At 61.1% G+C, this 24,172-nt stretch carries 19 protein-coding genes and 1 pseudogene; 15 read left to right on the forward strand and 5 right to left on the reverse strand.

The window, feature by feature from the left end:
• Positions 1-13 precede the first annotated feature (13 nt).
• The 14 genes and pseudogenes from tssC to C4J88_RS12300 all read left to right on the forward strand — a co-directional run bounded on the left by tssC (position 14) and on the right by C4J88_RS12300 (position 17,265).
• Positions 14-1,495, forward strand: a complete 1,482-nt coding sequence (gene tssC, locus C4J88_RS12235) for a type VI secretion system contractile sheath large subunit (protein WP_124407053.1) — start codon at positions 14-16, stop codon at positions 1,493-1,495.
• 14 nt (positions 1,496-1,509) lie between these two features.
• Complete coding sequence (gene tssE, locus C4J88_RS12240; RefSeq protein WP_124408611.1) at positions 1,510-1,911, forward strand: type VI secretion system baseplate subunit TssE; 402 nt, start codon at positions 1,510-1,512, stop codon at positions 1,909-1,911.
• Complete coding sequence (gene tssF, locus C4J88_RS12245) at positions 1,901-3,688, forward strand: type VI secretion system baseplate subunit TssF (protein ID WP_124407054.1); 1,788 nt, start codon at positions 1,901-1,903, stop codon at positions 3,686-3,688. The genes tssE and tssF overlap by 11 nt, the downstream gene beginning before the upstream one ends.
• Positions 3,652-4,658: pseudogene (tssG, locus tag C4J88_RS12250) on the forward strand (type VI secretion system baseplate subunit TssG). Before tssF ends, tssG begins: the two are co-directional and overlap by 37 nt.
• A 12-nt stretch (positions 4,659-4,670) precedes the next feature.
• Positions 4,671-7,106 carry an AAA family ATPase gene (locus C4J88_RS12255; protein ID WP_124407055.1) on the forward strand — a complete coding sequence of 812 codons (2,436 nt, stop codon included), beginning with the start codon at positions 4,671-4,673 and terminating at the stop codon, positions 7,104-7,106.
• A complete protein-coding gene (locus C4J88_RS12260) occupies positions 7,103-8,629 on the forward strand; it encodes a sigma-54-dependent Fis family transcriptional regulator (RefSeq protein WP_124407056.1) in 1,527 nt (508 codons plus the stop codon). Before C4J88_RS12255 ends, C4J88_RS12260 begins: the two co-directional genes overlap by 4 nt.
• A gap of 82 nt (positions 8,630-8,711) precedes the next feature.
• Positions 8,712-8,843: a type VI secretion protein gene (locus C4J88_RS12265; protein WP_124362636.1), complete on the forward strand. Its 132-nt coding sequence runs from the start codon at positions 8,712-8,714 to the stop codon at positions 8,841-8,843.
• 18 nt (positions 8,844-8,861) lie between these two features.
• Entirely contained in the window at positions 8,862-9,650 is a 789-nt protein-coding gene (gene tagH / locus C4J88_RS12270; protein WP_124407057.1) for a type VI secretion system-associated FHA domain protein TagH, read from the forward strand.
• Between the two features lie 5 nt (positions 9,651-9,655).
• Positions 9,656-10,141: a type VI secretion system lipoprotein TssJ gene (gene tssJ, locus C4J88_RS12275; RefSeq protein WP_124407058.1), complete on the forward strand. Its 486-nt coding sequence runs from the start codon at positions 9,656-9,658 to the stop codon at positions 10,139-10,141.
• A gap of 1 nt (position 10,142) precedes the next feature.
• Entirely contained in the window at positions 10,143-11,471 is a 1,329-nt protein-coding gene (tssK, locus tag C4J88_RS12280) for a type VI secretion system baseplate subunit TssK (protein WP_124407059.1), read from the forward strand.
• Positions 11,472-11,476: 5 nt separating this feature from the next.
• Complete coding sequence (icmH, locus tag C4J88_RS12285; RefSeq protein WP_124407060.1) at positions 11,477-12,334, forward strand: type IVB secretion system protein IcmH/DotU; 858 nt, start codon at positions 11,477-11,479, stop codon at positions 12,332-12,334.
• Between the two features lie 19 nt (positions 12,335-12,353).
• The gene (gene tssM, locus C4J88_RS12290) at positions 12,354-15,710 is read left to right on the forward strand and encodes a type VI secretion system membrane subunit TssM (RefSeq protein ID WP_124407061.1); all 3,357 of its coding nucleotides are present in this window, start codon (positions 12,354-12,356) and stop codon (positions 15,708-15,710) included.
• Positions 15,707-16,426, forward strand: a complete 720-nt coding sequence (locus tag C4J88_RS12295) for a PP2C family serine/threonine-protein phosphatase (RefSeq protein ID WP_124366858.1) — start codon at positions 15,707-15,709, stop codon at positions 16,424-16,426. Before tssM ends, C4J88_RS12295 begins: the two co-directional genes overlap by 4 nt.
• On the forward strand, positions 16,423-17,265 hold the full coding sequence (locus C4J88_RS12300) for a serine/threonine-protein kinase (RefSeq protein ID WP_124407062.1): 843 nt from the start codon (positions 16,423-16,425) through the stop codon (positions 17,263-17,265). Before C4J88_RS12295 ends, C4J88_RS12300 begins: the two co-directional genes overlap by 4 nt.
• Positions 17,266-17,273: 8 nt before the next feature.
• Here the strand turns inward: C4J88_RS12300 and C4J88_RS12305 are convergent, their stop codons facing one another.
• Positions 17,274-17,603 (reverse strand): DUF6388 family protein, encoded by a 330-nt coding sequence (locus C4J88_RS12305; RefSeq protein WP_124362644.1) that lies wholly within the window; start codon positions 17,601-17,603, stop codon positions 17,274-17,276.
• Between the two features lie 11 nt (positions 17,604-17,614).
• The gene (locus tag C4J88_RS12310; protein ID WP_256658962.1) at positions 17,615-17,869 is read right to left on the reverse strand and encodes a hypothetical protein; all 255 of its coding nucleotides are present in this window, start codon (positions 17,867-17,869) and stop codon (positions 17,615-17,617) included.
• Between the two features lie 340 nt (positions 17,870-18,209).
• On the opposite strand from C4J88_RS12310, the gene C4J88_RS12315 reads away from it, so the two are divergent.
• The gene (locus C4J88_RS12315) at positions 18,210-20,279 is read left to right on the forward strand and encodes an EAL domain-containing protein (protein WP_124407063.1); all 2,070 of its coding nucleotides are present in this window, start codon (positions 18,210-18,212) and stop codon (positions 20,277-20,279) included.
• Between the two features lie 413 nt (positions 20,280-20,692).
• Here the strand turns inward: C4J88_RS12315 and C4J88_RS12325 are convergent, their stop codons facing one another.
• Genes C4J88_RS12325 through C4J88_RS12335 form a run of 3 tightly spaced genes read right to left on the reverse strand, consistent with a single transcriptional unit; the run spans position 20,693 to position 23,976 of the window.
• A complete protein-coding gene (locus C4J88_RS12325) occupies positions 20,693-21,535 on the reverse strand; it encodes a metal-dependent hydrolase (protein ID WP_124407064.1) in 843 nt (280 codons plus the stop codon).
• Between the two features lie 15 nt (positions 21,536-21,550).
• On the reverse strand, positions 21,551-22,441 hold the full coding sequence (locus C4J88_RS12330) for an SDR family oxidoreductase (RefSeq protein WP_124366862.1): 891 nt from the start codon (positions 22,439-22,441) through the stop codon (positions 21,551-21,553).
• Positions 22,438-23,976 (reverse strand): NAD(P)/FAD-dependent oxidoreductase, encoded by a 1,539-nt coding sequence (locus C4J88_RS12335; RefSeq protein ID WP_124407065.1) that lies wholly within the window; start codon positions 23,974-23,976, stop codon positions 22,438-22,440. The genes C4J88_RS12330 and C4J88_RS12335 overlap by 4 nt, the downstream gene beginning before the upstream one ends.
• Positions 23,977-24,172: the final 196 nt, after the last annotated feature.

Here is a 24,172-nt window from a genome sequence, read left to right on the forward strand (position 1 = left end):
GGACACTGATCCCATGACGACTACCCAGTACAACTCGCTGCCTCTGCCCAAAGCCGCCGACGAGTGCAGCATTCTCGACAACATCATTGCCCAGACGTTATTGAGCGTCGATGACGAGGCATACAGCATCGCCAAGCGGGGTGTGTCGGCGTTTATCGAAGAACTGGTCAAGCCTCACAACCGCGAAGAACCGGTCAAGAAGCGTCTGGTCGACCGAATGATTGCCGAGATCGATGCCAAGCTCAGCCAGCAAGTGGATGAGATCCTGCACCACCCGGACTTCCAGGCCCTCGAGGCAGCCTGGCGAGGGCTGCAACTGCTGGTCGAGCGCACCAATTTCCGCGAAAACATCAAGATAGAGCTGCTGAATGTCTCGCGGCAGGACCTGCTGGACGACTTCGAGGATTCCCCGGAAGTGACCCAGTCGGGGCTTTACAAGCATATCTACAGTGCTGAATACGGCCAGTTTGGCGGCCAGCCGGTAGGGGCGATCATCGCCAATTACTTCCTGTCCCCCAGCGCGCCTGATGTGAAACTCATGCAGTACGTTTCCAGTGTCGCCGGTATGGCTCACGCGCCGTTCATCGCGGCCGCCGGGCCTGGTTTCTTTGGTCTGGAAAGCTTCACCGGTCTACCTGACCTCAAGGATCTCAAGGATCATTTCGAAGGCCCGCAGTTTGCCAAGTGGCAAAGCTTTCGCCAGAGCGAAGATGCCCGCTACATCGGCCTTACCGTGCCGCGTTTTTTATTGCGCACGCCGTACGACCCCCTTGAGTGCCCGGTCAAAACCTTTGCCTACCAGGAAAATGTGGTCAACAGCCACGAGCACTACTTGTGGGGCAACACGGCCTACGCCTTCGCCACTCGCCTGACCGACAGTTTCGCGCGCTTTCGCTGGTGCCCGAACATCATCGGCCCCCAGAGTGGCGGGGCGGTCGAGGACTTGCCGTTGCATCATTTCCAGAGCATGGGTGAGATTGAAACCAAGATTCCTACCGAGGTACTGGTTTCAGACCGACGCGAATACGAGTTGGCGCAAGAAGGGTTCATCGCCCTGACCATGCGCAAGGGCAGTGACAACGCTGCCTTCTTTTCCGCCAGTTCCGTGCAGAAACCCAAGACGTTCGGCATCAGCGAAGAGGGCAAGGCAGCGGAGCTGAACTACCGGCTCGGTACCCAGTTGCCTTACATGATGGTGATCAATCGCCTGGCCCACTACCTCAAGGTCCTGCAGCGCGAACAACTGGGCTCGTGGAAGGAACGCACCGACCTGGAGTTGGAGCTCAACAAGTGGATTCGCCAATACGTGGCGGATCAGGAAAACCCCAGTGCCGAGGTGCGCGGGCGCCGTCCGCTGCGCGCAGCGCGCATCGCCGTCAGTGATGTCGAGGGTGAGCCGGGCTGGTACCGCGTCAGTTTGAGCGTACGGCCGCATTTCAAATACATGGGGGCGGACTTCACCTTGTCCCTCGTCGGCAAGCTCGACAAAGAATGAGCCGAGGCCAGGGGATGCGCCACCACAACAGCCTTTTCGAGCGCCTTGAGTCCGAGGTGTGTGCCAGCGAATGCCGTATGACGTCCGTCGCCGCGCATTTGACGAAAATGCTCAGCACCCGCGCCGGCAGCGTGCAGACGCTGCCGGATTACGGCTTGCCTGATCTCAATGATATGCGGCTCAGCCTGCATGAGTCCCTGACCCAGTCACGCCTGCTGATCGAGCGCTTCATCCAGGCTTACGAACCACGGCTGGTGAATGTACGCGTCAGGGTGCTCCCGCGCGTCCATGAAACGTTGGCACTGGCCTTTGCCATCGAGGCCGGGCTGCTCATCGACGGTGGCACTCAAGCCGTCGTGTTCCACGCGCGCCTGGCGGATGCCGGGCAGGTAGAGGTCTGCGCAGATGGCCTTTAACCGCTATTTTCAGAGCGAACTCAGTGCCCTGCGACAACTCGGGCGGCGCTTTTCAGAGCGCAATCCTGCCCTGGCACCGTTTCTTGCCGAGAACGGTCAAGACCCGGATGTGGAGCGTTTACTGGAGGGTTTTGCATTCCTGACCGCACGCCTGCGCCAGAAGCTCGATGACGAGCTGCCTGAGTTGACGCATTCCTTGATGCATTTGTTATGGCCCAATTACATGCGGCCAATGCCTGCTTTCAGCATCCTGCAATTCGACCCGTTGAACTGCGCCGGCCCCAGCGTTCGCGTGGCACGGGACACCGCAGTGGAAAGCATGCCTATCCAGGGCGAACGTTGCCGTTTCAGAACCTGCTATGCCACCGACGTAATGCCGCTGCAACTTCGTCGCCTGGATTACACCTGCCAGGGCGAAGCAACCTGGTTGGACCTGCGCCTGACCCTGAGTGCAGAGGGGAATTTCAGTGCGCTGACATTCGATTCGTTACGACTGCACCTGGCCGGAGACCACTATGTGAGCCAAGGCCTGTACCTCAGCTTGTTGCGACATCTGGATGGCATCCATCTGCAGCTATTGGACCAAAACGATTTGCCGGTCAACGGGATCAATGGTCAACCTGCGACGCTACGGCTCGGCGCCAGCCAGGTTCAGCCGGTGGGTTTTGCAGAGGAACACGCATTGATTCCTTACCCGCAAAACACCTTCCGTGGTTATCGCCACTTGCAGGAATATTTCACGTTTCCCGAGAAATACTTGTTTGTCGATGTTCAAGGGTTGGGTGCGCTGCATCAATTCCCCCAAGAGGTGCTCAAGCAGGCACATGGCATGGTGTTGCGCTTCGAGCTGCGCCCCCTGGGGCATGCGCTCCAGCGCCCCACCCTGGACAACGTCAAGCTGTACTGCACGCCTATCGTCAACCTGTTCAGTCACGACGCGATACCCATTCGGCGGGATGGAAAACAGGATGAATACCTGCTGTTGCCAGGGGAATATTCTCCGGAAAACGCCGGGGTGTTTTCGGTTGACCGTGTTACCGGATGGCGTCCTGGCGGCTTGGGCTATCAAACCTACGTGCCCTTTGAGTCGTTCGAGCATGACCGTGATGGCGAAACTTCGCGGGCGTTACCCAGCTTCAGCATCCGTCAACGGCCGTCGGTCCAGCATGACGGGCCGGCTACCTGGATAGGCTTTGGCGATCGCTGCGAGCAGGGCCCGGAAACACTGTCGATCGAGCTGACCTGTACCAATGCCGGTCTGCCGCGACAGCTAAGGGCAGGTGAGATCAACCAGCCCGGCGAGCACACCCCTGAGTCATTGACGTTCCGTAACATCACTGCGCCAACCGCGAGTTTTGCGCCGCCACTGGACCAGGATTATCTCTGGAAGCTCATCAGCAACATGTCGCTCAACTATGTGTCGCTGACCGATATCAACGCATTGAAAGTGATTCTCGCGACCTACGACCTGCCGCGCTATCACGATCGACAGGCGCTGAAAATCAGCCAGAAAAAGTTGGGCGCGCTGCGCTCTATCCAGCACGAAGCGGTTGACCGGTTGCACCGGGGCCTGCCGATTCGCGGATTGCGGGTGGACGTGACGGTGGATCCCCTGGGGTTTGCAGGCCAGGGCGATCTGTTTGTGTTCGCTTCGGTCCTCAATCAGTTCTTTGCGCTTTACGCCAGCCTCAATTCGTATCACGAGTTGCGAGTGATCAGCACACAAGGAGACGTGTATCTATGGCCGTTCCGGATGGGGCAGCAACCCCTGCTTTGACTCAGCTTTGCCGTGCTATCCGCGAATACACGCTATTCCAGGCGGTGGTGCAGGTGGTCGCACGTTTACGTGAAGCTCATCCCCTGCTGGATGAGGATGCGCTGTATGACCAGCTGGAATTCCAGGCCAATCCAGGCCTGGGGTTTGCAGGACACGATATCGACCGTGTGGAATTTTTCCTGGACCACGGGCACTTGCGGGCGCGTCTGCGCATCAACGTGCTGGGGTTGTTTGGCGCGGGCTCACCGTTGCCCGCGTTTTATGCCGAGCAGGCGTTTGCGGAGCGCGCAGGTGGTAACCCCACGCGGGACTTCCTCGATATGTTCCACCATCGACTGCACCGTCTGATGTTACCGATCTGGCGCAAATACCGTTACCGGGCCTGCTTTCAACAGGGCGCCAGTGATGGGTTTTCCCAGCAAATGTTTGCGCTGATTGGCCTCGGCAGTCACGCGATACGGGGCGCCTCGCTTCTTGATTGCAAGCGCTTGCTGCCTTACCTCGGGCTTCTGAGCCTGCGCGCGCACTCGGCTGCGTTGATGGAGACCGTCCTGCGGTATTACCTCAAGCATGCCCAGGTGTTCATCGAGCAATGGGTCGAACGCACGGTGGACCTCGCGCATTCGCAGCGCAATGACTTGGGCCACGCCAACTGCACGCTTGGCCACGACCTGGTATTGGGGCGTCGCATCGCTGATCGCAGCGGCAAGTTCAGGGTGCACATCAAGGCCCTGGGCTGGCAGCGTTTTCACGACTTTCTGCCCACGGGAACGGCCTATGCCCCGCGTGCTCGCTGGTGCGTTTAACCGCGCGAGACGCGTTGCAATTTGACCTGCGCCTGGTATTGGCACCCGGCGAAATCAGGGCGTTGCATATCGGCGAAAACAATGTGTGCCGCCTGGGTTGGACCAGTTGGCTGGAACATGAGCGAGCGGACGGTGCGATCACGCTCGCCGGCCATTTTCATTAAGGATTGATGCGCATGATTAATGTGGACCTGCAACAACTGATCCGTACATTGACGGCCCCGACCCGCCGGGACCTGACGCGCGCGGCCGAGCGCTGCATGGCGCGTGGTGGCCATGAAGTGTTGGTGGAGGATCTGCTTCTGGCCTTGCTCGAGCATCCCGCCGGGCTGATGGCCAAGGCGCTGGCAGATGCCGACGTTTCCCTGGGCGAACTGCAAGCAGCCCTACAGCCCAGGAGCGAGCAGAGCGCTACACGCAACCCGGTGTTCGCCCAGGCCTTGGTGCTGTGGTTGCAACAAGCCGTTATGGTTGCCCACGTGGAGTTGGGCCAACGTTCTGTCGATCACGGTGCGCTGTTGCTGGCACTTTTACAGCACCCGCTGGAGCACGCGGGCAGCCGGTATCACGCTGTGCTCAGCCGCCTGGATGTCGGCAAGGTGCGTGATTTTCTGCTGGGCCAGCCCAGCGAGCATCAGCCGATTGCCACGGAGTCGCTGTTGCAGCGCTTTACCCAGGACCTCACCCAGCATGCCCGTGAGGGCCGGATAGACCCGGTGCTGTGCCGCGAGCGCGAAATACGGCAATTGATCGACATCCTGGTGCGGCGGCGCAAGAACAACCCGATTCTCGTGGGGGAGGCCGGGGTGGGGAAAACGGCGATCGTCGAAGGGCTTGCGTTGCAGATCGCGGCTTTGCAGGTGCCCGAGGCCCTTAAAAGCGTTCGCGTGCTGACCCTCGATATGGGCTTGCTGCAAGCGGGTGCTGGCCTCAAAGGCGAGTTCGAGCGACGTCTCAAAGGTGTGATCGATGAAGTGAACGCATCGCCTGAACCGGTCATCCTGTTTATCGACGAAGCCCATACCTTGGTGGGCGCTGGCGCCCAGCCGGGAGGCCTGGACGCGGCCAACCTGCTCAAGCCGGCCTTGGCGCGCGGCGCGCTGCGTACGATCGCCGCTACCACCTGGTCGGAATACAAGCAGTACATCGAGAAGGACCCGGCATTGGCGCGGCGGTTCCAGCCGGTACTGGTCGAGGAGCCGAGTGTCGAGCAGGCAGTGTCGATTCTGCGGGGACTGGTGCCTGTCTATGAAGCGAGCCATGGCGTGTATGTCCGTGATGATGCGGTGGTAGCAGCGGCCCACATGAGCGCACGCTATCTGGTGGGCCGACAGTTGCCGGACAAGGCGGTGGACGTGCTGGATACCGCCTGTGCCAGCGTCCGCACGCGTCAGGCAATGCCGCCTGAGGCCCTGCAGGCGCTACGCGCCGAACTGATCGAGGGCCAGCGGCAGGCGCGGGCGCTGAGTCGAGACGCTGATAGCGGTTTGCCTGTGGATGCGCAGGCTCTGCAGGCGCTGAAGTTGCGCCTGGAAACCCTTGAGCACGAGCGCCAGGTACTGGAGCAACAGTGGCTTGAGCGCGATGGGCCGCTGGTGAAACCTGAGGTCTGCCCGCACGGCGTAGCGCATGTCATCAGCGCGTGGACCGGTATTCCCGTCGAGCAGCTGGCCCTTGAACCGAACACAAAAGTGCTTGGGTTTGCCGCGGCCTTGCGCTCGCGCGTGCTTGGGCAGGACCACGCGGTGCAGGCCCTTGATCGTGCCTTGCGCGCCGTTGCCGCCGGGCTCAACAAGGTCGATGCCCCTGTCGGGGTGTTTCTGCTGGTGGGGCCAAGCGGTGTAGGCAAGACAGAAACAGCCCTGGCCCTGGCGGATCTTCTGTACGGCGGTGAACGGTTTGTCACCACCATCAATATGTCGGAGTACCAGGAGAAGCACGCGCTTTCCCGATTGATCGGTGCGCCACCGGGTTATGTCGGTTATGGCGAGGGCGGGGTTTTGACCGAAGCCGTACGCCAGCGTCCCTATTCAGTCGTGCTGCTCGACGAGGTGGAGAAGGCCGACCCGGAGGTATTGAACCTGTTTTACCAAGTCTTTGACAAAGGGCGCGCGAATGATGGCGAAGGGCGGGAAATCGACTTTCGCAACACCGTGCTGCTGATGACGTCCAACCTCGCCAGCGACGCTATCAACGCGCTTTGCGCAGGCGGTCAACGACCTGAACCCCAGGTGCTGCAAGACGCCATTTATCCGGTGCTGCGTGCCCACTTCAAGCCCGCATTGCTCGCCCGTATGCGCGTCATACCGTATTACCCGATTGACGAGCAGGTGCTGCACGACGTGGCAGAGCTCAAGCTTGCGGGCCTTGGCCAACGGCTGCACTCGCGCAAACTGGCATTCACCTACACGCCAGAATTGGTCGCGCACATGACCGAGCGTTGCGCGGACGGTGACAGCGGTGCGCGGTACATCGACCAGTGGATCGAGCGCCATTTGTTGCCGCAGATGGTGGACGGTCTGCTCGGCGCCATGGCCATGGAGACCCCGGTTTCCTCGGTGCATGCGCGATTGGATGGCAACGGCCTGCCGCTCTGCGAGTTTAGCCAATGACCGACCTTGATCAATTGCCTGACCCGCTTGCCCACGCCAGCGCCTTGATCGGCTGCTTCACACGTATAGGCCTGGACAGTGACGGCGCTTCATTGCCCGGCGCGTGCGTCTCAGCGGTGGCGCAACTGAGTCACTGTGAGCTCACCCAGTTGTACCGGCTTGACGAAGCGACCGGCCGGCTTGAGCTGGCCGCCCAACACCTGAGCGCGACGCCCTCGGTGGCGGTGGCGACTTCAAGTATCGATCCGCGACAGGTGCCTTTACTGCGCGACACACTGGATCAAGGCGCCGCGGTCAGTGTGGATGATGTGCAAGACAGCCCTTACGACCTGGGTTTCTTGCCGGTGCTCGCATCACCTTGGCGCGCCTTGTTGAGTGTGCCGCTGTTCAACCGCCTCAATACGCTCACGGGCGTGCTGCTATGCGCGGCCCAACGTCCGGCAGCGTTGCAAGGCTACGCGTCCTCGCTGGGCCAGTTCGCCAGCTTCGCCTTGCACCAACTGGCCCTGCTGCGCAGCCTGCGGTGGGTGCCGGCTCTTGCGCCGCCACCGCGTGCAGTGTCGCTGACCGGCACGTATGGCCTGATTGGCAACAGCACAGCGATGGCGCAAACCTGCCAATTGATCAGCAAGGTGCTGCATACCCCTTATACCGTCCTGCTACGGGGAGAAACCGGCACCGGCAAAGAGGTGGTGGCTCGGGCCGTCCACCTGGCAGGGCCGCGTGCAACCAAGGCTTTCGTGGTGCAGAACTGCGCTGCGTTCCCGGAAGGCTTGTTGGAGAGCGAGCTGTTCGGCTACCGCAAAGGCGCATTTACCGGTGCCGAGCGCAACTATGCAGGGCTGTTCGACGCCGCCCATGGCGGCACGTTGCTGCTGGATGAAATCGGCGATATGCCGCTGACCCTGCAAGCCAAGTTGTTGCGGGTATTGCAGGAAGGTGAGGTTCGCCCATTGGGCGCCAGTGCTGCGCACAAGGTTGATGTGCGCATCATCGCGGCGACCCACCGTGACCTCGCAGCCATGGTCGCCGAAGGCAGTTTTCGCGAGGATCTTTATTACCGGCTTGCCCAGTTCCCCATCCAGTTACCGGCCTTGCGTGAGCGAGACGGGGATGTGCTGCAGCTGGCACGGCATTTCGCCGACAAGGCGTGCGCAAGCCTGGGAAGGATACCTGTGGAATGGTCGAATATCGCCCTTGATCAACTGTCGAGTCATGCCTTTCCTGGCAACGTGCGTGAACTCAAGTGCCTGGTGGAACGAGCCGTTCTGCTGTGTGACGACAACGTGATCCTGCCGGCGCACCTGTCGCTTCCCCAGGCGTCGGCCGCGACCGCCGCTGATGATGTCACGCTGCGCCAGCGTCTGGAGCGGGTAGAGCGCGTGTTCCTGCTCGATTGCCTGCACAAGAATCGTGGCAATCGGACCCGTACGGCGCGTGAGCTCGGCGTCGCACGGCGCACGCTGCTTTACCGGCTTGCACGCTTGAACATTCCTTGCGGCGAAGCCAGCGGGGAGCGTTGAACGGTGCATCCGAGGATTGCCGAGATCATTGCCGCCGTCGTCGATATGAAGTCGGCGGGCCTTTTCACCGAGGAGAAACCTGATGCCTGATCGTCCGTGGCACGTCGTCGTGCTTGTGTTGTGTCTGCTTGGCGGTTGTAACGCCAATTACGTATTCGATGATGCCCAATACCGTCCTTTGGGTGAGCCCCAGGCGGTGACCCGTGGCCGATAAGAAAGAGGGAGCTTGACCATGCGGCTTGTGTTTGAGGTAAGTGAGGCCGCAGGCGCAGACCCTGTGTCCACGGTGCGCAAAGTGTTTGACGGCGTGGGCGGTGTGATTGGGCGTGGCTCTGGCTGTGACTGGGTCATCCATGATCCCAGTCGGCTGCTCTCCAGTCACCACGGTTTGGTGGGTTACCGCGAAGGTCGTTACTTTCTGACGGATATCAGCAGCAACGGTATCGGCATGGCAGGCAGTTGCGAACGGTTGCACAAAGGGCAGGCGCGATTGATCGAAGATGGCGACGTGTTCGAACTGGGTGCGCTGTCGATACGCGCGCGGCTGATGGAATCGTCTCCACCTTTGCGTGAGCAGCCCATCACCACGGGAGTACCGATTCCCGATGATGCTTTCCTGGCCCTGGACCCGTTGCAGGCACTGGACCTTGAGCATCAGCGACATAGCACCTCGGATGAACTGGCAGCTTTGAATGCGGGCGTTGGCGAGCCCGGAGAGTGGGCGGACCGGCACGCCGCCGACCGTGAGCATGTGGCAATGCCATGCCGGTTTGAGCCCATCAAGGAGCTTCCCGTAGCGGACTCTGTCGCGACCGCACCGCCGCCGGATGACGTCTTCTGGACGGAGTTTGCCGCGGCGCTGGGGCTTGACCTGGCCCGGCTTGACCACATTGCCCGAAAGGCGCTGGCGATCAAGGTGGCGCGCCTGTGTCGGCTGGAGGTTGAACGGCTGCAACACAGCCGGGCCTTTGAAGAACAGGTGCGCCTGATCTCAACCCTGCACAGCGATTATCCAGGATGATGTCCATGTATCGAGTCACCCTCACGCCCCTGTTGCTCACGCTCGGCCTGTTGGCTGGCTGCAGCGCCGTATCGCCTTTTTCGACATTGACCAAACTGGCCCTGGTACTGACCGCCAGTGAGCAGGTCAACCCGGACCTTCATGGCCGACCCTCGCCGGTCGTGCTGCAACTGATTGAACTGCGCCATGGCGTAGCTTTCGAGAATGCCGACTTCTTCAGCCTGTATGACCACGCCGAGCAGGTATTGCCAAAGGACTGGGTGAGCAGCGAGGAAATAGAGCTGCGCCCGGGGGAACGACTGGCGCTCAAGCTGAGTGTCGGGCCAAAAAGTCATTTTGTGGGCGTGCTGGCGGCGTACCGAGACTTGCCGCACGTTCAATGGCGGCTGCTCGTTCCGCTCACCGCGCAGCAATTGAACCGTGCCGAGCTGGTACTGGACCACGACGGAATCCGGCTTGCCGACCCGCGCTCCGGCAAGGAGGTGCAGTGATATGCACGCGCATAAAGTCATTTGGCAGGAAGGCATGCTGTTGCGGCCGCAGCACTTGCAGCACAACGACCGCCATTACCAGCAACAGCTCAACCAGACGCGTTTGCTGGGGCCTGACGCCTGGGGCTTCCTCACGCTGGAACTCGATGTACAGTACCTCAACCTGGGCAAACTGGTGGTCACTCAAGCCAGCGGTGTATTGCCGGACGGTAGCCTGTTCGACCATGGCACCGCGATGGAGCCCCTGGTATTACAAGTACCCGCCAACCCGGGGGAACAGGCTGTTTACCTGGCGCTGCTACTGGCAACCGGCAATCAGATTGAAGCCCGCCAACCGGAGCAGGGTGATGTCCTGGCGCGCTACCTCGCTTGTGAGGTGGAGGTAGGTGATTCGAACGCCGGTGCCGACGCTCGCTGTCGAATTCACTGCGCGCGACCTGATTTGCGTCTCCTGCTGGGTGAGCAGCACAAAGAACAGGGCTTCGTCAGACTCAAGGTTGCCCAGGTGCTGGAGTCTACCGACGCGGGGGGCGTGCGCCTGGATGCGGAGTTCGTCCCGACGTTCATTTTTATGCAGGATCGCGGGTATGTATCGTCTTGTCTCAAGGAGGTGATCGGCCTGCTGGCATCGCGGGGGGATGCCATCGCGGCGCGGATCCGGGGCGAGAGCAGCGCCGCCGGCACGCAGGTCGGCGATTTCCTCATGCTGCAAATAATCAATCGTACCGAGTTGGAGCTGCGCCACTGCCTGAGCCAGGCCCAGGTTCGCCCTGAAGCGGTATTCCGCGCACTGGTGGCGCTGCTCGGTGAGTTGTCGACGTTCGCCAGCGATAGCAGGCGCCCGGCGCTGGATGTGCGTTACCGGCACGCCGACCAGGGGGCAAGTTTCCGGGGCCTGATGGAGGCTGTGCGTGCCGTGTTGTCGGTCGTGCTGGAACAACACTCCATCGAGTTGCCGTTGCAACAACGTCAGTACGGCGTATTGGTTTGCCCGGTCAGCGACCTGAAATTGCTGGGTACTGCGACGTTCATCCTGGCGGCTACGGCGCAGTGTGATTCGGAGGCCTTGCGCCAACGCCTGCCGGCGCATTTGAAAGTCGGCGCGGTTGAGCGCATACGCGAATTGGTCAATCTGCACCTGGCGGGTATCAAGGTCAAACCACTGCCCGTAGCGCCGCGCCAGATCCCGTTCCACGCCGCCAAGACCTATTTCATGCTGGATATGAATGCCCGCGATATCGCCCAGCTGGAGCAGTCGGGTGGCTTCGCGTTCCATGTCGGGGGCGAGTTCGCCGGGCTTGAGCTGACCTTCTGGGCCATCAGGAATTGAATGCTATGGACAGTGAATACCCGCAGGACGAAAAAACCGTCCTGCTCGATCGCGACGGCCATGGGCCCGCGCAAGGGCCGCTCACGGAGTTCCCGGCGCCGCCGCGCTATGAACAATTGCAGGACCGGATGATCTACGCGAGCCAAGCACTGGGCGCACACAGCTTCACCACAGCGCTCAATCCCCTCGTGGTCGCCGCTTGGGAGCTATTGTCGCAAGTGGTCCAGCTCAAGGGCTGCTCCGGTCGGGAAAACCTCATCACGATCAACGACCGATTGTCATCCGCGGTGACTCAATTCGAAACCCGTGCGTTGCAGGGTGGCATTGAAAATACCCAGGTCATGTCTGCGCGCTACGTGTTGTGCAGCGTGATTGACGAAGCAGTCGTCACCACGTCGTGGGGCGCTCGAAGTGACTGGTCGAAGATGAGCCTGTTGAGTCGCTTTCATCACGAAACGTTCGGCGGCGAGAAAGTGTTCCAGTTGCTGGAACGCCTGGCGCGCGACCCGGTAAAACACTTGGCGATGCTGGAGCTGGTGTACCTGTGCCTGTCCCTGGGGTTCGAAGGTAAATACCGGGTGATGGAGCGGGGGGTAGTGCAACTCGAAGCCGTTCGAGATGGCCTGTATCGACAGATCAGGCAGGTGCGAGGCAATCCACCGTTGGCGCCGGTGTTGCCGGAAGGGCAGGGGCGCACGCGACGCAGGCACGTACGCGTCATTCCTGTTGGCGGGTGTGTGGCCTTCACGCTGTGCGGTTTGCTCGCGATGTACACGGGATTCGCCTGGGTGTTGGAGCGAGAAAGGGCAAGTGCGCTGCAAAGCCTTCAATTGTCGGCGTCGGATCTTACCCGCACGCCCTAGTAAACGCAGGGAGCAACGAATGAACGCATTCTTCAAGGGCGTGGGTGCCGTGCTGGCCAAGGTTTGGGTGTGGAGCCTGATGCTGGTGCTTTGCTGTGCTGCATTCGTGTGGTACGTCGGACCGCTGTTGGCCGTGGACGACCACCGGTTCTGGCAAAGCGCCACTGCCCGCCTGTTGACCCTCAGCGTATTGTTTCTACTGTGGGGATTGGCGATGGTCCTGGCGGGTGGGCGCCGTGCTGCTGGACTCGAAAGGCCGGCGCCGCCAACCGCTCATCCGCCATTGAGAGCGGTGGAGGACGAGCAGAAGCACGTCCGTGGTCGTTTCAAGGACGCCCTCCACCGGTTGAAAACGTCTGCGCGCTATGGCGAGCGCAACGCACGTTGGCGCCATGATTTGCCCTGGTATCTGGTGATCGGTGAACCGCGCAGTGGCAAGACCCAACTGTTGGCGGCAGCGGGTTTGCAGTCACCGTTCGATCAGGCTGACACGCGCCCAACGGGCGGCAGCGGGCAGTGTGACTGGTACTTCGCCGATGAAGGGGTGCTTATCGACACGCCAGGGCGCTATCTGATTCAATCAGACCGTTCGGTGGATGCCGCCGGCTGGACCACGCTGTTGGCCAGTCTGAGGTGGCGGCATCGAGTGCGCCCGCTCAACGGCGTGGTGGTGACGCTGTCGGTAGACAGGCTCCTGAGCGGTAATGAGCACGACCTGGAGCAACTGGCGCGCCATGTCCATTCGCGCGTGCAGGAAATTCAGCAGGTACTGCAGGTGGATGTACCCCTCTACCTGGTGTTGACCCAGGCCGATCGACTGGCGGGGTTCATCGAGTACTTTGACTCACCCTCAGGGGACGATATCGGAGCGGTACTGGGCCAACCTCTGGAGGCTGACAAGGCGGGCAATGACATCACCCAGGTTCGCCGAGCGTTCGAGCAATTACTGCAACGTTTGCACGGCGAATTGATTGAGCGATTGCACCAGGAGCGCGATGTCGAGCGCCGCGGACGAATGCTTGATTTTCCCCAGCAGACCGCGCAAATAGGTGAGCGTTTGTGCCTGTTTATCGAGTGGGCTTTTTGCGCCCATCGCTACCAGCGCATCAGCGGCTTGCGCGGGTTCTACCTGACCTGTGCCAGCGACAGCCGCAGCTATTTCGTGCAGGGCCTGTTCAGTCGGGTGATCTTTGCCGGGGCGGACCTGGCCGCCTTGCAGACCCGCGAGCGCCAGCGCATCTGGCGGCGCAATGGGTTGCTGGGGATGGCGGCTGCGCTGGTCCTGGCGGGTGCCGGGGGGCTGTGGATGCACAGTTACGCGGCCAACCAACAACGTTTGGCTCATATCGCTGCACTTAGCGCTCCCGTCGTGCAGGGTAACGATGAAACCTTGACACTCCTGGCGCTGCTGGACGCTCGCTGGGCGGCGACCCAGGTGTTTCCCACACCAGGCGACGCTCCACTGATCGAGCGAGCCGGCCTGTATCAGGGCGAGGTCAGCCGACCGTGGGTGACACGCGCCTATGAGCAGACGTTGCAGCAGCGACTGCTGGGCCGCACTGTTGACCTGCTCGAAGAGCAGGTACGCGCCAGCCTCGGCGATCGCGAGCGCCTGCTCGACAACTTGCGTGCGTACCTGATGCTCAATCTGCGCGAACGCCGGGATACCGCGTGGTTGGCGCAGCATATGGCCAGCCATTGGTCGCTGCGGTTTCCCGGTGATATGCCGGTACAGAAGCGCCTGAATGAACATTGGGCGCGACTGCTTGAGCAACCGTTTTCCGCCCACCTCAATGACGAGCTGGTGGCTCAGGCGCGGGCCGCGCTGCGGGGCGAGTCATTGGCCGATGTGGTGTACCGGGTGCTGCGCGAACAATCGCGCGACCTGGAGCCGTTGCGTCTGGCCGAGGGCAAGGTCTTTGCCGCCATCGATCCACCGGTTCCTGGCTTCTACACCAAAAGGTATGTGCAGTACTTCGAAGCGCAAGGCCCCAAGCTGGTGAACGCCATTGCCCAGGATAACTGGGTACTGGGCGAAGGCACTGACTTGAGCAGCGAGGATCTGCAGCGCTTGATGATCGAACTGCAACAGCGCTACTTCAGTGAGTATGCCCAGGCCTGGAGCGATGCCCTTGGTCGCATCAGGCTGCTGCACACCGACGGTCTGCGCGAGGATGCCGAACGTCTCGCCGGGCTGACGTCGGCCCAATCGCCAGTCCTTCTGCTATTGCAGCAGCTTCGTGAAAATACCCGTTTACTGCCGGGCCTGGAGCTGCCGGCAACGATGGCCCAGCCGTCAGGCAAGTTGGGCGTGGTCGCCAAGGCTGCGGTGGCGCAGGGGCAGGCTGCCTTGGGCGACTCGGCACGCCGGGCCTTGCAGCGGCGTTTTGAACCCTTGCATCAGTTGCTGGATGAGCAGCAGAACCCCAGCGCGGAGCTGGCCCAGGGTTTGCGTCTGCTCGACCAATTGCACCTGCAATTGGCGACCCTGAGCCGCGAGGGTTCGCCGGAGCAGGCGGCCTTTTTGCGGGCAAAGCGGCGCATGGACGGCCAGCAGGACGTGCTGGGCGACCTGCGTGCAGCGTCCAGCCGTTTGCCGCTTCCGCTTGCCGGTTGGTTTGAAGGGATTGGCGATCAGACATGGCGCCATTTATTGGACCAGGCCTATGCCCATGTCAATCAGCGCTACCAGAGCGAGGTGCAGGGGCTTTACGTCAGGGCAATTCGCCAGCGGTACCCGTTCAACGCCCACGCGACGAGTGATGTGGCCCTTGACGATTTTCGTGAGTTCTTTAAACCCCAAGGCGTGTGGGCGCGTTTTTACGAGGGTTACCTGCGCTCGTTTGTCACTGCGGATGGCACGCGCTACCGGTTGCGTGGGCTGGACGGACAGGGTTTGCCGATCTCACGTTCGCTGCTGGATCAACTGACGAAAGCCCAGGTCATCCGACGCAGCTTTTTCACCGAAGATCAGGGAGAGTTGGCGGTGGGTTTTACCTTGGCGCCCTACAGCCTGGATCAGTCTGTCAACCGAGCGATCCTGCGATTGGGTGAAAAGCAGCTGGAATACCGGCACGGCCCGATCATACCCATGACGTTCCGGTGGCCCATCGAAACAGATAACGGACGCGCCAGCCTCGTACTGGAGAGGGGGGGCGAATTGCGCCCCCTGGGTATCGAGAAGAGCGCCGGCGCCTGGTCGTTGTTCCGGTTTTTCGACTTGCTGCAACGCGAGCCTGCGAGTGACCGCAACGCGCAGATCGTCAAGGCCGACCTGGCCGGATTGCGCGCCAACTACCTGCTGACCAGCCAACGGACATCCAGCCCATTTGAGATGGACACGTGGCGCACCTTCCGTCTGCCGGAGCAACTGTGAACCCGGCGCGGCCGACATGGCGCAGCGCCGGGCGTACACAGCGCGGGCAGTCACGGCCGCGCAATGAGGATGCCCTGCTCGATTGCCCGCAAGGAGGCTGTTGGGCCGTGGCGGACGGCATGGGCGGGCACCGGCACGGCGATCTCGCGAGCGAGTGGGTGATCAGCAGCCTGGCTTCGTTGTCGGCGCAGGGCAGCCTTGATCAGCGGGTCGATGCAGTTCGACAACGGCTGCAAGGTGTCAATCAGCGGCTGGCGGATGCGCGGCGCACCGGCAGTGCGACGATGGGGAGTACGGTGGTCACACTGTTGCTGGATAACGGGCGTGCGGCCTGTGTGTGGGCGGGGGACAGCCGCTGTTACTTGTGGCGTGAACAACGCCTGTACCAGCTGTCGAGAGATCATTCGCTGTTGCAGCGCCTCATGGACGAGGGTCAGTTGAGTGCGCCGCAAGCTCGGGCCCACCCTGATGCCAGAGCCTTGACCCGGGCCATTGGCGCGCACGCGTCATTGCGGCTTGAGGTGCTGGAGCTCAGGACCCGCCCTGGCGATATATTTTTATTGTGCAGCGATGGTCTCTACCAGGCACTCAGCCATGTCCAGCTGGGCCTGGCGTTGAGTGCAGGCGGGCCGCAGCAGGTCGTGGAAAGATTGTTCGCCAGCGCTTTGCGCGCCCCGGCACGCGATGATTTGACCGCCATCGTGGTGCACTCATGAGTGCGGCATCCACTCCCCCGGTTTTGCTCGTCGGCCGCTACCACCTTGAGCAGGTCGTGGGCCGGGGCGGGATGGGCGTGGTGTACCGTGCCCGCGACCTGTTACATGAGCAATTTGGCGAGCCTTGTTCCGCTGTGGCGCTCAAGCTGCTGGACGAGTCTTTGTCTGCATGCCCGGACGCCCATGTATTGCTGTTCAGCGAGTTTGCGCTGGCGCGCCGCCTGCGACATGAGCGCGTGGTGAGGGTGTATTCGTTTGAGGTGGATACATCCAGCCAGATCGCCTTTTTTACCATGGAGCTGCTGCATGGCCTGACGCTGGACCGACTGCTTGTGGAATGCCCTGATGGATTGCCGTGGGCAGAGTTGCAACCGATTGCCCTGCAACTGCTGGATGCGTTGGTTTATGCCCATCAACACAACGTGCTGCATGGCGATATCAAACCGGCCAATGTCATGGTGGGCGAAGCGGGCGTGCGTTTGTTCGATTTCGGCCTTGGGCAGTCATTAATGCAAAACCCGGCGGGCTTGGCGGCGGTGAATCGCAGCCGGTTGAATGCCTGGACCCGGGCCTATGCGGCGCCTGAATTACTCGCGGGTGGCGCATTGACGCCCGCTGCGGACCTCTATGGCGTGGCGTGCATCCTGTATGAGTTGGCCCAGGGCAAGCGCCTCGGGGAACGCCAACCGGGCGCCGGACTGCCTCGGCCCAGGCAGTTGCCCCGACGTTGCTGGCCGGCACTGCACACCGCCTTGGCGCAAGACCCGCAACGCCGGGCCCTGACGGTCGCCGAGTTGCGGCAGGTCATGGAGTGCAGGCGGCTTCGCTGGTTCGGCTAGCCAGCGCGTCAGCCGGCCAGGTCATGCAGTTGGCAGTAGTCGGCCCAACTCATGCCGGCCATCTGTGCGACTTCCTTGTGCACCTCGAGGCGTTGAGTTTCGAAGGCTTCGCTGGACTCGGCAGTCAGCTTGAGGGTCAGCTCCCAGGCGAACAGGCCCTGGCGCTCGGCCTGCGCTTCGAAGGCTTCATACAGACGCTCGGTACGATACTGCGCCACGGTTTCTCCCCTGGCCTGGGCAGCCAGTGGGTTGAGGTTGTTCAATTCAGCGGCCACATCCGGGTGTTCGTGCAGGAACCGGTCCAGTGCGCGTTGATAGTTATCGCCAGGTGCTGACAATGCCAAGCCCCTCAGCGAGAGAGAGGGGAGTCGACGTCGGGTGCGTGCCCGTCGACGTGACGCCGAGCGCGCTTGCGCGACCTGCGCTGGAGCCAGCGTTGCAACGGTGCCAGTAAAAAGAACATCAGGTAGGCGACAAGCACTAACGTCAAATCTATCCAGGTCTCCGCGACGGGCCCGGTATACAGTTCGATGACGTTCTTGATGATAAATAACAGCGCCACGCTGCATAGCCACAGCAGGATGGTGACAAATAGGGGGCGCATGGTACTGGACCGCTTATGGTGCATGGTAAGGCTCTCTCTCCTTTGTGCCTGCTTCTGGCCAGGCAATATTCCCTGAGTGGCACCCGGTGTTAACCAGGTTGTAACATCCTTTAACAAACGGAAACGCGGCGGATAATACCGACTCAGACAGGTTTAGGGGATGACTCAGGTCAGAAAGTTCGATTTTTTATCTAGGAATTTTCACAGCCCCCAGGGTTTTTTTGCTGAAAAGCCCGGGGAGATGGCAAAAAGCTTTCGCGCCGAGCATCAGGGCGTGTAGCGTTGACGGGTATTCCGGCGCTGATCTCCAGACCCCGCGAATACGGGCAGAGGGCGGCTCATGGCGCAAACGCTGTTCAAACTTTTCCTTACCCAGCGCCTGGCGGCCCTGGCCAGTATCGAGTCGTTACGTGCGATTCGGGAGGGATTGTTGTGGATCCTGCCGTGCCTGTTGGTGTCTGCCGTTTTCCTGATCCTGTCCGAATGCGCCAAGGTGCTGGGCTTCAGCCCACCGATAGTGAGCTTTCTTTCGGGCCTGCATGACCGGATCAGCTCGGTGATTCCACTGCTGGTCGCCGCTTCCATTGGCTATATGCTGGCCATTCAGCACCGCTTGCCACAACTGCCAATAGCCTTTTTGTGCCTTGCCAACGTAGTGGTGGCCACGTTTCTTTTGCGCGAATACCCTCGGGCTTCGGCCACCTTCCTGCTGTTCATTGCCATCGCGTCGCCGCTGATCAATGTGCCGGCCATCGCCTGGCTGCACCGTTTGCGTTGGACTCGCCTGGTGCATGAAGACCTGATCGGACACAACCTCAAGGGCACGATCAACATGGTGCTGCCCGGTGCGATCACTGCGCTGGCATTGGTGGTGGTGTTGTCGTTGCTGCTGCAGATCCCCTATGTGGCGCAACTGCAGGGGCCGCAGGTGCTCAATGCGTTACAGGCGCCTTACGGCAGCGGCCTGTTTGTGACTTTGATGAACTCGCTGTTGTGGTTTTTCGGGATTCATGGCGTGTATGCCATGCAGCCGCTGTTCGATGTACTGGATCAAGCTGTGGTGCTCAATGGCGCGGCACTGGCGGCGGGTGAGCCGGTTCAATACCTGCTTAACAGCGGCCTGTTGGGCAGCTTCGCATTTATCGGTGGGTCGGGCGGCGCGCTGTGCCTGCTCCTGGCAATCCTGCTGTTTTCCAGGAGCCAGTCCATGCGGTTACTGGCGATGGCCAGTTTGCCGCTGTCGTTATTCAATGTCAGCGAAGTGCTGTTGTTCGGTTTGCCGATCATCCTCAACCCGCGGTTGTTCATACCCTTTCTGTTGGTGCCGGCGGTCAATGCGACGGTGGCGCTCGCGGTGGTGCAACTGGGTTGGGTAGCACCGGCCGTGGCCAGCGTGCCGTTTACCGCACCGGTGTTGCTCAATGCTTACCTCAGTACCCATGGCGACGTCGCGGCCGTGGTATTGCAGGTTGTACTGATGGGCCTGGGGACGCTGGTGTATGCGCCGTATGTACGGGCGATCCATCGCCAGGCCAGTGACGGCGGCACGGTATACCTCAAATCCCTGGACATGACATTTCGCGGCCTGGAGGAGAAGGGGCGGTTGCTGGAGTTCGACCCGGTACTCGCGTCGCACCGCGCCCTGGCCCGGCAGGCCATTGAGTTGAACCGGATCCAGCAGATCAGCGACTACGAGTTCTATCTTGAGTTTCAGCCCCAGGTCTCCACCCGTACCGGCCTGTGCACCGGCTGCGAAGCCTTGATGCGCGCCCGGGACAGCCAGGGCACGGTGCATTCACCCTGGGAGTTCCTGCAATGGTTGGCACAGGCGCGGTTGATGCCGGATGTGGACGTGTGGGTGGCGTCCCAGGCCGTACGCCAGTATCAACAGTGGAAGAAGGCCGGTTTTGAATTGCCCATGACCATCAATGTCTCCAGCGTCACCCTCAAGGACGCGGCTTATGGTAATCGCCTGGTGGAAATCCTCGCCCAGGCCCAGGGCTGGGTATCGGTGGAGATCACCGAAGATGCGCTGGTCAGCGATATCCAGGCGACCCGTCATACCATCCAGAAACTGCAGGCATTGGGGGCAAAGGTATATATCGATGACTTTGGCACCGGGTTTTCGGCGTTGAGTTACCTGCATCAGTTTCCGGTGGACTTCATCAAGATCGATCGCAGCTTCGTGGTTGCACAGCACGATCCCAAGGGTGCTCAGGTGCTGACCGGCATGCTGCGTTTCTGTGAGGCGCTCAACCTGGGCGTGGTGGTGGAAGGGGTCGAGACCGCCGAGCAATTGGCGTTTCTGAATACGGGGGCTGAGTTGTTCATTCAGGGCTGGTATTTCAGCAGGGCGTTGCCGGGGCATGAAGTGCCGCAGTTTGCGCGCGAGCGGGCGGGGTTGGGGTGAGCTGGCAGTCATGGACATAGGTATCTACGCAACTTTGTAGCAGCCTACGGTAACCACGATGCGAAGCGAGTTGCTCTTGATCTTGATCTTAGGCGCCCCGTTAAACCACGCTGGCCGAACGCAGGCTTGAATCCGTGGGCAACCCGGCAGGACGCCGGGTTAGCCGCACTGGGCCATGGATGGCCCATTGCGGCGGCCCACGGATTCAAGCCGGAGTGAGGGCACACCGAGCATTAGCGAGGTGCCGAGTGGTGGGGCAAGAGCGTTTTGCTTACTTTTGCGCTTTTCAAAAGTGAGACGCCGTAAGGGCGGAACCCATAGCAGCCGTGACCGCAGAAACGGATATGTACTCGGTCCGATCCAACATCCTGGTCGGCCCAGAGGCCGCCATCGGGGGGCAAGCCCCTCCCACATTAGACCGCCTCGTAGCCCCGATTGGTCCGCTCGATCTCCTCGACCAGTGCGTCTATCCCCTCCAACCGTGCCCGATTGTCATGGTCCCAAGGATGAAAGCCCGGTTTGAAATAGTGCAGCCACGGCCGCAGCATGCGCGCAAAGATGCCTTTGGGGGCGTACAGAAACTTGAGCATGCGCCAGAACCCCTGCAGATGCCCACCCGACTTGCGGTCGGCAATCAACAGGCGCACATGGAAATCGAACACCACCAGCCAGAACAGCAGCGTGGTAAACAGCATGGTGCCGGTGCGCAGCAAGTAGCGCTTGGGCCCAGGCGTGATTACCCGGTTCCACACATCGAAGGCCACCGCTTTATGTTCGGTTTCCTCAAGGGCGTGCCAGTACCACATCTGCTGGTAGCCCTTGAGTGAGTCGCCGAAACGCGACGGGTCACTCAGCAGGATTTCCGCGAGCATCGCGGTGTAGTGCTCAAGGGCGATGGTCACCGCGAGGTTAAAAGATGGCGGCAGGTGTTTCTTTTGCAGGTCGAGGAAGAATTTCAAGCGGCGATCGAGGCTGTGCGCCGGCAGGCCTGCCGCTTGCAGCAGGTCGTTGTAGGCCACGTGTTCACGGCTGTGCATGGCTTCCTGGCCGATGAAACCCTGGATCTCTTTCTTGAGGTCCGGATCGTCGATGCAGGAGCGGTAGTGGCGCACGCTGTCCATGAAAAACAGCTCGCCCTGGGGAAACAGCAGCGACAGGGCATTGAAAAAGTGCGTGATGAACGGGCCTTGTTCATGCCAGTTGGTGATGCGCCCGGCAGGCAGGGCGAAGCGGATATCACGGCGTATCGGCAACATGGGGTGTGCTCCTGTTCAGAGACGGGGCTCGTCGTTGGTTTCAAACACGGGCGTGCGTGGTTTGGGCGCCATGCGCCTGCTGGCAAACACCACCAGCGCTTGATAGGCCGCCGGCAGGCAACGGGCGAGCAGGTCGAGGAAATACGCGTCGCGACCGATCAGCACGCGGCGTTTGTTTTTGCGCACGCCTTGCAGGATCACCTTGGCGGCCTGGTCGGCGTCGGTGATAAACAGCTTTTCGAAATCGGCGCGCGCCTGTTGTTCGCTGTGGATAAGGAAACCGGTCATGTTCGCGTCGATCCGGCTGCTGCGGCAGATGTCGGTGCGAATTCCGCCAGGATGCACGCAGGTGGCGGAGACGCCGCAGCGTTGCAGGTCCAGCTCCTGGCGTAGCGCTTCGGTAAAGCCGCGCACCGCGAATTTGCTGGCGTTGTAGCCACTCATGCCGGGCTGGGCGAACAGGCCGAACACGCTGGAGGTGTTGACGATATGCCCGTCGCCACTGGCCTTCAGGTAAGGCAGGAACGCCTTGGTGCCATGCACCACGCCCCAGAAATTGATGCCGACGATCCACTCCAGGTCGGCATAGTCCACGCCTTCCACGGTGCTCGACAGCGCCACTCCGGCATTATTGAAGACCAGGTTGACCTGGCCATGCTCGGCCGCACACCGCGCCGCCCACTCCAGCATGGCTTGGCGGTCCGAGACATCCAGTACCTGAGTGGTGACGGTCACCGGCGACAGGGTCGACGTCCTGACCAGGTCCCGCGTGTGCTCCAGCCCCTGGCTGTTCTTGTCGGCCAAGGCCAGGTGGCAACCCTCCCGTGCCAGGGCCAGTGCCAGTGCGCGACCCATGCCGGAGGCCGCTCCCGTGATTGCCGCCACGCGGCCGGTGAATGACTTCATGACAGACTGCCTTCTGTGGCGCAATGAGGGGTTGCTGCGGCGCGCGGCACAGGCACAACTGGCGCCCGGCTGACCACATAGTCCTTGAGCGCAAAATGCCGGGTGACTTGCTTGAACCGCCACGTCGAGCCGGGCCACAGCGTGGTGTTCTTGCCGGTACGCGGGTCGAGGTACCAGCTTTGGCAACCGCCGGTATTCCAGATAGTGCGCTTGAGCTTGCCTTGCAATTGCGCGTTGTAGGCCTGCTCCACGGCGGGTTTGACCTCCACCATGGCGATGCGTTGGCGCTGCATCTGTTGCAACGCGTCAAGGATGTAAGCGACCTGGGCTTCGATCATCAGGATCATCGAGTTGTGCCCCAAGCCGGTGTTGGGCCCGACGATCAGGAACAGGTTGGGATAGCCCGGCACCGTGGTGCCTTTATAGGCATGGGCGCCGTCGTGCCAGGTGTCCATCAGGTCGATGCCGTTGCGGCCGATGATGCAGCCGCGGGGCAGGGGATCGGCAGCCTGGAACCCGGTGCCGAAGATCAGGCAATCGGCGGGGTGCTTGATGCCGTCAGCGGTGATCACGCCATCGGCTTCGACCCGCAGCACCTGGTCGGTCACCACCTCGACATTACTGCGTGACAACGCCGGGTAGTAGTCGTTGGAGATCAGCACACGTTTGCAGCCGATGGTGTAGTCCGGCGTCAGAATCTTGCGCAGGGAAGGGCGGGCCACTTGTTTATGCAAATGACGCAGGGCGATTTTCTGCACCATCTTCATCAAGCGCGGGTGCAGGGCAAAGCCCACCACGCGGCCTTCCAACGCCCAATAAAAGGCACTGCGCACCAGCCTTTGGGTCACCGGCAGATGCTTGAACAGCCAGCGTTCGACACCTGAGATCGGCCGGTCGGGTTTGGGCATGATCCAGGGCGGCGTGCGCTGGAACAGGTCCAGGTGCGCCACTTGCGGCGCAATCTGCGGCACGAACTGAATAGCACTGGCGCCGGTGCCGATCACCGCCACGCGCTTGCCCTTCAAACTGTAGTCATGGTCCCACTGCTGCGAGTGGAAACGCATGCCCTTGAAACTGTCGAGCCCAGGAATATCCGGCAGTGCAGGACGCGACAGGCCACCCATGCCCGACACCAGCACTCGCGCACTGACCCGGCGGCCATCGCTGAACGTCAGTTGCCAGCGTTGCTGCTGATCATCGAACACCGCCCGTTGCAGGCCCATGCCGAAACGCAGGTACGGCGCCAGCCCGAACCGCCGCGCGCATTGCTCCAGGTAAGCGCGAATCTCCGCTTGCGGGGCAAATTGGCGCGTCCAGTCGGGGTTGGGCGCAAAGGAAAAGGAGTAGACATGGGACTGCACGTCACAGGCACAGCCAGGGTAGTGGTTGTCACGCCACGTACCGCCGAGTGTGTCGGCCTGCTCAGCGACGAAGAAATCGCTGAGCCCGGCTTGCTTGAGTTTGATCGCCATGCACAGGCCGGCGAAGCCTGAGCCGATGATGGCGATGTCGATGGCGTCGCTGTGGGCATTCATAAGCGGTCCTTGGTGGGCATCGGATGTGCTCCTGTTTTTCTTTTGTGTTTTAGATAGAACACCATTGCAAAGGAAAATTGAATTAATTATTTTAAAAAAGATTTTAAATAATCTACCTGAAAATTCCGCCTACGCTAGGACCTTGTTCGATCTATGCGACTTGTCCGACAGACGCGCATGGAGGCTGGGTCCAAGG

Origin of the sequence: Pseudomonas sp. R4-39-08 (genome assembly GCF_003852275.1) — a bacterium.
Classification (GTDB): domain Bacteria; phylum Pseudomonadota; class Gammaproteobacteria; order Pseudomonadales; family Pseudomonadaceae; genus Aquipseudomonas.

Bases quoted from the DNA above. Each gene is read 5' to 3' on its own strand.
- tssM (WP_124407061.1), top strand. From the start codon at position 12,354: ATGAACGCATTCTTCAAGGGCGTGGGTGCCGTGCTGGCCAAGGTTTGG.
- tssK (WP_124407059.1), top strand. From the start codon at position 10,143: ATGCACGCGCATAAAGTCATTTGGCAGGAAGGCATGCTGTTGCGGCCG.
- C4J88_RS12330 (WP_124366862.1), bottom strand. From the start codon at position 22,441: ATGAAGTCATTCACCGGCCGCGTGGCGGCAATCACGGGAGCGGCCTCC.
- tagH (WP_124407057.1), top strand. From the start codon at position 8,862: ATGCGGCTTGTGTTTGAGGTAAGTGAGGCCGCAGGCGCAGACCCTGTG.
- C4J88_RS12265 (WP_124362636.1), top strand. From the start codon at position 8,712: ATGCCTGATCGTCCGTGGCACGTCGTCGTGCTTGTGTTGTGTCTGCTT.
- C4J88_RS12335 (WP_124407065.1), bottom strand. From the start codon at position 23,976: ATGAATGCCCACAGCGACGCCATCGACATCGCCATCATCGGCTCAGGC.
- C4J88_RS12325 (WP_124407064.1), bottom strand. From the start codon at position 21,535: ATGTTGCCGATACGCCGTGATATCCGCTTCGCCCTGCCTGCCGGGCGC.
- icmH (WP_124407060.1), top strand. From the start codon at position 11,477: ATGGACAGTGAATACCCGCAGGACGAAAAAACCGTCCTGCTCGATCGC.
- tssE (WP_124408611.1), top strand. From the start codon at position 1,510: ATGCGCCACCACAACAGCCTTTTCGAGCGCCTTGAGTCCGAGGTGTGT.
- tssF (WP_124407054.1), top strand. From the start codon at position 1,901: ATGGCCTTTAACCGCTATTTTCAGAGCGAACTCAGTGCCCTGCGACAA.
- C4J88_RS12255 (WP_124407055.1), top strand. From the start codon at position 4,671: ATGATTAATGTGGACCTGCAACAACTGATCCGTACATTGACGGCCCCG.
- C4J88_RS12300 (WP_124407062.1), top strand. From the start codon at position 16,423: ATGAGTGCGGCATCCACTCCCCCGGTTTTGCTCGTCGGCCGCTACCAC.
- C4J88_RS12315 (WP_124407063.1), top strand. From the start codon at position 18,210: ATGGCGCAAACGCTGTTCAAACTTTTCCTTACCCAGCGCCTGGCGGCC.
- tssJ (WP_124407058.1), top strand. From the start codon at position 9,656: ATGTATCGAGTCACCCTCACGCCCCTGTTGCTCACGCTCGGCCTGTTG.
- C4J88_RS12310 (WP_256658962.1), bottom strand. From the start codon at position 17,869: ATGCGCCCCCTATTTGTCACCATCCTGCTGTGGCTATGCAGCGTGGCG.
- C4J88_RS12260 (WP_124407056.1), top strand. From the start codon at position 7,103: ATGACCGACCTTGATCAATTGCCTGACCCGCTTGCCCACGCCAGCGCC.
- tssC (WP_124407053.1), top strand. From the start codon at position 14: ATGACGACTACCCAGTACAACTCGCTGCCTCTGCCCAAAGCCGCCGAC.